The organism is Phytoactinopolyspora endophytica (genome assembly GCF_004138495.1).
Taxonomy (GTDB): domain Bacteria; phylum Actinomycetota; class Actinomycetes; order Jiangellales; family Jiangellaceae; genus Phytoactinopolyspora; species Phytoactinopolyspora endophytica.
Genome location: NZ_ML142851.1, coordinates 203,145 through 211,121, shown reverse-complemented (window position 1 = coordinate 211,121; position 7,977 = coordinate 203,145). Strand labels below are relative to the sequence as shown.

Genomic DNA, 7,977 nt, shown 5'->3' with positions numbered 1-7,977 from the left:
CGTCCGGGCGGGCGGAGGGCACGCCGCGCAGGCATGCCACGGCCAACATCGCCCGTGAGACGACGACGCAGCCCATCACGCTCACCGCCGCGACGACCGGCCCACTGTCCAGGGCACCCACATCACCACCCGCCGACTCCGCGCCGATAATCACATCCGACAACCTGGCAGCGGCGCCGACCTGGACCAGGAGAACCAGCACCAGTGCCGTCGCCCCGGCCGGACCGGTGTCGCCGGTCCGCATCACCGCCAGGGCACGCTCCCGGTCGTACGAGGCGGCCAAGCCGTCAGCCGTATCGGCCAGCCCGTCCAGGTGCAGCGCACGGTCGCCGAGGCGCAATGCGGCGATGGCCAGCACCGCCGCCACCACTGAGCCGAGGCCCAGGGACAGCGAGGCCCAAAGAACGAATCCCGCTGGTACCGCGAGCAGCAGCCCGGCCATCGGCGCCAGCAGCATGGCGACCCCCGCCGTACGCCGCGTCACCTCTGAGGGCGCCCGTACTGGGACGGTTGTCAGCGTCCCGAGCGCCAGCCGCCACTGGTCACTCATCAGAAATGCTCGTCCATCGCACGGACCCACCGTAGCCGGGCGCCCTGCGGAGCAAGCGTCTCGTCGAATACGGCCGTCGGAAACCGGCCGGGATCGATACAGCCGGACCGGTCTCCGCGAGCCGATCACCAATCTGCCTCCGCGCACGGTGTCGCCCAGGCAGGAGAGTGCGCTCCCCCGTGGCGCACACCCCCACCGTCGCCTTGATGGCCGCGCCCGCACATCACCCGTCTCAGGTGAGGTATCGCTTCGCTCCAACCGGACGGCCGCCGCGCCGCAGGTGCGACCCCCTCCACCACACGGACAGATGGCGGAGGGGACCGACTGGCGGCGCGAAGGGGTGTAGCGCCTACATCGAGGATGCGCTCATGGGCGCCTTCGGTCCTCACCCGAAACGGGTGATATCACGGCGCTTACGAGGCGCCCCTAGGTCACGCGCTCCAGCAGCCCGAGCCTTCGTGCCCTGGCAGAACCCCTGCCTGCCAGGGCCGGTGCGTGCCGTGACTCAGCCGAGGTCGAGGTCGGCGAGGGCTGCCATCCTGGTGTAAATCGCCACCGCCGACTGCAGCGTCGGAAGTGCGGCGAGCGCGCCCGTACCCTCACCGAGACGCATCCGCAGATCGACGATCGGCTCCAGGCCGAGATGGTCGAGTGCCGCGTCGTGCGCCGGCTCCACGGACCGATGCCCGGCCAGCCACCAGGCAGCCGCACCGGGTGTGAGCAGTTCAGCGACCAGTGCCGCCGCAGTCACCACGACGCCATCGAGCAGCACCGGTATGCCGTGCTCGGCGGCGCCTGCAAGGAACCCGGCCATGGCGCCGAAGTCGGCACCGCCGACGGTTGCCAGCAACGCTTCCGGGTCGTCACGCACCGGGCGCGCCCGCTCGATCGCCGCCGCCACCACCGCTGTCTTCCGGGCCAGCCCTGCGTCGTCGACGCCGGTTCCACGACCGGTGACCTTCTCCGCCTCAAGCCCGGCGATCACTCCGATGAGAGTCGCGGCGACCGTGGTGTTCCCGATCCCGAGGTCTCCGACGACGAGCAGTTCCGCCGGCTGCTGTGTCCGTTGGACACCGTCCGACGCGCCGCCGTCCCCGCGCGTATGGGCCCCGTAGCTGCTCAGCTCTTCCGCGACAAGCGCCCGGCCAGCAGCGATCGCGGCCCGCGCCTGGTCGATGCTCAGCGCGTCCTCGGTATCGATCCGCCCGGTTCCCCGGCAGATCTTGTGCTTCCCGACCGTACGAGACAGATCGTCCAGGTCCGCGTCGACGCCGAGGTCACGGACTCGGACCGTCGCACCGTGCGCCGCGGCCAGCGCGTTGATCGCCGCGCGTTCCGTGTGGACGGTGCGGACCATCGCACCGGTCACGGCCGGTGGGTACGCCGAGGTCTCCGCCGCCACGCCGTGGTCACCCGCGATGACTGTCACGGCCGCCCGGGCCGGTGAACGCGGCGGGCAGACGCCCTGCCGGCCGGCGAGCCAGACTCCGATCTCCTCCAGCCTTCCAAGCGAGCCGATCGGCTTGGCCAAGCCATCGACCATCTCGCGCGCATATTGCTCGATCTCACGGTCGACTTCGGCCGGAACTCCCGGCTCCGGCCCGCGGCGGATCGTCCCACTCGACGATCCCGCAGACTCTGCTGTCGCACGCCGCGCAGGCGCGTTCTCAGCAGGAAGCGGTGACACATCCCCAGACGCGGTGGCGACCTGGCCTTCTGTGATCTTCCCCCTTTCACCCGCGTCGCCCGGCACGGGTGGATCAGGGAGATCGAGTGTGCGGCCGGCGACGCACAGCACGACGCGGTCCGCCTCCGCCGACAGCCGCTGGTTCACCGTTCCGAGCAGGTCACGGAAGAGTCGCCCGGACGACGTCGCCGGCACGATGCTCCAGCCGACCTCGTTGCTGACGGCGACGACCCTCGCCGACGATGACCGCCACGCGTCCACCAGCTCGGCGACGGCATCGTCCAGGGCCGACGAGACGTCGATATGCCCGCTTCTCTTCGCGATCCCGGACGCGGTCGATGTCCGTGCCGTGGGGCCCCTCCCGTGCTCGGTCGAGGGCCTCGTCGGTTGGGGTGGCACGCGGCCCTGGCCGTCGTCCTCGTCCCACGCGCCGACGTCGTCGAGTATCGCCGTCAGCCACAGCGTCAGGCAGTCGATGATCACGGTGCCGGTCGTGTCGCGGAGCACTGCGGCCAGATCCGTGGTCTCCCGGGTCTGCCAGGATGACGGCCGCCGTTCCTGATGTCGCCGGACGCGGTCAGCCCACTCGCCGTCGCCGGGCATCGGCCGCGACGTAGCCACGTAGATGACGGGCCCAGGATCGGCCAGTGCGCGCACCCAGTTCTCGGCGAACGTCGACTTCCCCGAACGTGCGCCGCCCAACACAAGGATCTTCTCCACCGACATCACTCCCCTTTCGACCAAGACGGACCTTCCGCCTAAGGCGGACCTTCTGGCCAAGACGGGAAAGGTTGCCGGCAGTGCGCGACTCGTTTCCCGGCCCACCCGCAGTCCTCGACGAGCATTCGAGCCGCTCTCACGCCGGGCACTCCGGCTCACCACCAGCGAAGGTGGACTACGGTTGCGGGACAGCGCCGGACTCGGACCGGCTTTCCCCGAACGTGAGAGACCTCAGCAAGCACGCTTTCTGGACCCCGCACGGAGTCAAGACGACGGTGCCTACCAAGATGGAACAATGCCATATCCGGCCACCCCACCCCAAAACCCCATCTACCGGCTGCGGATGAAAGCACGGTGAGCTGGACGACGACGGCGGGTCTGGTCGCCGGCGCGATCGCCGACGCGCTCATCGGCGACCCGCGGCGCGGCCATCCGGTCGCGGGTTTCGGACAGGCTGCCGGCCGCCTGGAACGACGCTGGTGGGCGGATTCCAAAGTGCGCGGAGTCCTGTACACGACGGTTGCGACCGGTGTCCCGGTCCTCGCGGCCGCCCGCTTCGATAGGGCCGTGAGTAAGCGACCCCTCGCCGACGGCTCGACCGTCCCGCTCGTCGATCGCCCACCCCGCCAGCTCGTCAGGATCGCGCCGAAACCCCTGATCCGCGCGACGACGGTCGGCGCCGCGACCTGGGCGGTGCTCGGCGGGAGGAGCCTGACGAGGGAAGCCGAGCTGCTGGGCCGTTCGCTGGCCGACGGCGACCTGGACGCAGCCCGGGACAGGCTGCCCCATCTGTGCGGTCGCGATCCCTCGTCGCTCGATGCCGACGGACTGGCCCGGGCGACGGTCGAGTCGGTGGCGGAGAACACCTCCGACGCCGTCGTCGCCCCGCTGGTGTGGGGTGCCGTCGCCGGCCTTCCGGGCCTCGTCGGCTACCGGGCGGCGAACACGCTGGACGCGATGGTCGGCCACAAGAGCGAGCGCTACCGCAACTTCGGCTGGTCATCGGCGCGGTTGGACGACGCAGCGAACCTCCTGCCCGCCCGGCTGGCCGGGCTGCTGGCCGCCGTGTCCGCGCCGCTCGTCGGCGGCCGCCCGTCCGACGCCCTGCGCGCGTGGCGTGATGACGCGCGCCGGCACCCCAGCCCGAACGCGGGCGTGGTCGAGGCCGCCTTCGCTGGCGCGCTGGGTCGCCGGCTCGGAGGCCGGACGGTGTACCCGTACGGCGTCGACGAGCGTCCGCTGCTGGGCTCCGGCCCGCCGGTGACCGTCGAGGACATCCCCCGGGCGGTGCGCCTCTCGCGCGCCGTACAGGTCGGAACCCTGGCCACCGTCGCCGTCGGCCGTGCCGTCATCGGCCGTGCCGTCGTCGGAGCGTTCGCCCGGCGTCACGACGGGACCGGACGATGACCGGCGCGGAGCGGAACGCACGCGGGGGTGGCTTGCTGGTGGCCGGTACGACATCGGACGCGGGCAAGAGCCTGGTGACCGCCGGCATCTGCCGCTGGCTGGCCCGCCAAGGCGTCCGAGTCGCGCCGTTCAAGGCGCAGAACATGTCGAACAACTCGATGGTGTGCCCGGACGGGTCGGAGATCGGTCGGGCGCAGTGGGTGCAGGCGATGGCGGCAGGCGTCACGCCGGAAGCCGCGATGAACCCGGTACTGCTCAAACCCGGCAGTGACCGGACCTCGCACATCGTGCTCCGGGGACAGCCGTACGGGACGCTGCGCGCCGGTCAGTACGCCACCGGCCGGCAGGTGCTGGCCGATGCCGCGTTCGACACGCTTGCCGAGCTACGGGGTCGGTTCGACGCCGTCGTCTGCGAAGGCGCCGGCAGCCCGGCCGAGATCAACCTCCGCGCGGGCGACTACGTCAACATGGGCCTGGCCCGACGTGCGCAGCTGCCCGCGGTCGTGGTCGCCGACGTGGACCGGGGCGGCTCGCTGGCCGCCATGTACGGGACGCTGGCGCTGCTCGACGCGGAGGACCAGAAACTCCTGGCCGGGTTCGTCGTCAACAAGTTCCGCGGCGACGTCGACGTGCTGCGTCCTGGATTGGACCGGATCACCGAGCTGACCGGCCGACCGGTGTTCGGCGTACTGCCGTGGCTGGACGGGGTCTGGATAGACTCCGAGGACGCGCTCGCCGTCGGCGGCTGGACCGATCACAATGTCCAGCACTCCGGGGCCCCTGAGCCGCAAGAGGCAGGACGCAGTGGTGGCCGATGGACGCTCTCGGTAGCCGTGGTGCGGTTCCCGCGGGTCTCCAATGCCACCGACGTCGATGCCTTGGCTTGTGAGCCCGGTGTCTCCGTGACCCTGACCGCCGACCCCGACGTGGTCGCCGTCGCAGACCTGGTCGTCCTTCCTGGCAGCCGGGCCACCGTGTCCGATCTCGAGTGGATGCGCGGGCGGGGGCTCGACGCCGCCGTCGTCGCCCGAGCCCGGGCCGGGCGCCCGGTTTTGGGCATCTGCGGCGGCTACCAGATGCTGGCCGAGCGCATCGTCGACCCGATCGAGTCTGGGCGGACCGTGGCGGGGCTCGGGCTGCTCCCGACCGAGGTCACATTCGGGGCGGACAAGAAGCTCGGCCGCCCACACGGGACCTGGCGCGGCCACGACGTTCTCGCCTACGAGATCCACCACGGCGTCGCCGCTTTGACTCAGGGACCGGAGCCGGACGTCCTGCAGAGTGAGGGCGATGACGCTCAATCCGCAGGACGTTCTGAGCGGTTCCTGGATGGATGCCGATCCGGCGCCGTCTGGGGGACGACCTGGCACGGCGCGTTCGAAAACGACGGGTTCCGCCGCGCCTGGCTGACCGAGGTTGCAGAGGGCACCGAGAACGACTGGCGACCGACGGCGGCCCCCGGGTTCGCCGAGCAGCGGGAACGGATGCTGGACCGGCTCGCCGACGCCGTCGCTGAGCATCTCGACACCGCCGCGCTGCTCCGCATCGTCGAGAACGGCACTCCGACCGGCCTTCCGGTCATCTCACCCTCATTGGCGTGAACGAGTACACAGGCACACGCGGCGCGAGGAGACTGGTAATACCTGGTCATCGTTCGGCGAAGGAACGAGGTCGCCATGGACACTCCGGACCGTACAGCCCGGCATCGCTCGCTGCTCCTGACCGCGATGACGGCACTGCTGAGCATTCTGGCCGGATTCCTGATTGGCCTCCTGGTCGGACGCAATGCGACCTCGCTGCCCGAGCCATGCGCCGGCGCGCTCACCGCCGGGGAGCGGGTCGCCGCCGCCATCGAGAGCGACTGGCCGACGGCGTCGGCGGCGGTCGACACGGTGCAGACAGCCCTGGAGGAGTCCGACTTCCGAGAGCTGGCCGCTGCTTGCCGCGACGCCTAGCCCGCTTCGTCCGGTCCCGGCCAGCCGCTCCTCGTCATCCGAACTGCCCGGGCTGGTAGTCGCCGGTGTCGAAGCCGAGATCCAATGCCCGCTCGCCGTACACGCGACGGATCTCGCGCAACGCGGACTCCACGCCGACGGAGCGAAGCTGCCGGCCGTCGCGCAGCCGCAGCGCCACCTGTCCGGCGTCCACCTCGCGGTCGCCGAGCACGGCTACATACGGCACGTGCCGCTCCCGGAGCCGGCGGATCCGCTGCGCAACGGTGGCCTCAGCGCCGTGCACCTCGGCTCGCAGGCCGGCGTCCGAGGCGTCGTCGCGAATCTCGGCGGCAGCCGCCTCATGTGACTCTCCGACCGGGACGACGGCCAGCTGCACCGGCGCCAGCCACACCGGGAACACGCCGCCGTACAGCTCGACCAGATGAGCGACGAGCCGTTCCATCGCCGACATGATGCCCCGGTGGATCATCACTGGCTGATGGTTCTCGCCGTCCGCGCCGACATACCGCAGATCGAACCGCGCGGGTTGGTTGAAGTCCAGCTGGACGGTCGACAGGGTCTGCTCGCGCCCGGCCGGATCGACGACCTGCACATCCACCTTCGGGCCGTAGAAGGCTGCTTCGCCCGGTGCTTCGACATACTCGGCGCCGGCGGCCGCCAGCGCGTCGCGGAGCATGTCTTCCGACCGCTCCCACAGCGCCGCGTCACCGAGGTATTTCCCGCTGTCGTCGCGCCGAGACAGCCGTAGGTGGTCGACCTCGATGCCGAGCACCTGACACGCGTACTGGATCTGGCGTAGCGCGGCTTCCACCTCGCCGGCGATCTGGTCCGGTGCGCAGAACACGTGCGCGTCATCGAGGTTGATCTGGCGCACCCGGGACAGGCCGCCGAGCACGCCGGACAACTCGCTGCGGAACATCGGCGCGAGCTCGGACAGCCGCACAGGCAGGTCCCGGTAGCTGCGCTGACGCGAACCGTAGACCAGGGCGTGATGCGGGCAGTTGGCCGGCCGGAGGACGAACTCCTCGTTACCCACCCGCATCGGCGGGAACATGTCCTCGGCGAACTTCCCCCAGTGGCCGGACCGTTCGAACAGCGAGCGCTTGGCCAGAACCGGGGTGTAGATCCGCTGGCAGCCGGCGCGCCGCGCTTCCTCTGCGGCGAACTTCTCCAGCTCGGCCCGGACGACGGCACCGTTCGGGAGCCAGAGGGGCAGGCCGGCCCCGACATCGGGGTGGGACGCGAACAGGTCAAGTGAGCGGCCCAGCTCGCGGTGGTCCGGCCTGCTGGGATCTGGGTCTTGCGGATCCGGGGCGTGCTGATCAGGGTCGTATAGATCGGACGCGTATTCCTCAGCCGCGTTGTGTGCCGCTTGTTCGATGGGCATGTGATGGGCTCCTTGGTGGATACGGAGCCCAGGGACCTACCCACGACGGACGACCCTCGGGGCTGTGGCCCCAGGGCTCGTGGGTGATCAGATGTGTCAGGTCACGCCGCGGCTCGCCGGGTCACGGTGCCCGGCGTCGTCGTCAGATGATGAAGGCGTGCCACATTGTCGACCGTACCGCCGCCGGGTTTCGCACGCATCTCCTTTTCCGCAGCGCCCCTCAGCGCAGTGACGCGAGCTCCGTCGTCCTGCCGACGACAGAGCCGCCTGG

Annotated in this window: 6 protein-coding genes; 3 read left to right on the top strand and 3 right to left on the bottom strand. The window is 70.6% G+C overall.

All coding sequences use genetic code 11. From position 1 onward, the window contains the following. Together ELR45_RS06835 and cobT are read right to left on the bottom strand one after the other, a co-directional pair. The coding region (locus ELR45_RS06835; RefSeq protein ID WP_205856161.1) for an adenosylcobinamide-GDP ribazoletransferase at window positions 1-550 on the bottom strand (550 nt) is incomplete at its 3' end. Window positions 551-1,055: 505 nt separating this feature from the next. Next, the gene (cobT, locus tag ELR45_RS06830) at window positions 1,056-2,957 is read right to left on the bottom strand and encodes a nicotinate-nucleotide--dimethylbenzimidazole phosphoribosyltransferase (RefSeq protein ID WP_205856160.1); all 1,902 of its coding nucleotides are present in this window, start codon (window positions 2,955-2,957) and stop codon (window positions 1,056-1,058) included. Window positions 2,958-3,311: 354 nt separating this feature from the next. Between cobT and ELR45_RS06825 the strand changes: the two genes are divergently transcribed. From ELR45_RS06825 to ELR45_RS06815, 3 genes are all read left to right on the top strand, one after another. Continuing rightward, the gene (locus ELR45_RS06825) at window positions 3,312-4,364 is read left to right on the top strand and encodes a cobalamin biosynthesis protein (RefSeq protein ID WP_129664557.1); all 1,053 of its coding nucleotides are present in this window, start codon (window positions 3,312-3,314) and stop codon (window positions 4,362-4,364) included. Then, window positions 4,361-5,965, top strand: coding sequence for a cobyric acid synthase (locus ELR45_RS06820; protein ID WP_129664555.1), 1,605 nt, complete (start codon window positions 4,361-4,363; stop codon window positions 5,963-5,965). Before ELR45_RS06825 ends, ELR45_RS06820 begins: the two co-directional genes overlap by 4 nt. A gap of 75 nt (window positions 5,966-6,040) precedes the next feature. Then, window positions 6,041-6,319 (top strand): hypothetical protein, encoded by a 279-nt coding sequence (locus ELR45_RS06815; protein ID WP_129664553.1) that lies wholly within the window; start codon window positions 6,041-6,043, stop codon window positions 6,317-6,319. Window positions 6,320-6,353: 34 nt separating this feature from the next. On the opposite strand, the gene thrS is transcribed toward ELR45_RS06815, so the two are convergent. Next, a complete protein-coding gene (gene thrS / locus ELR45_RS06810) occupies window positions 6,354-7,706 on the bottom strand; it encodes a threonine--tRNA ligase (protein ID WP_129664551.1) in 1,353 nt (450 codons plus the stop codon). Window positions 7,707-7,977: the final 271 nt, after the last annotated feature.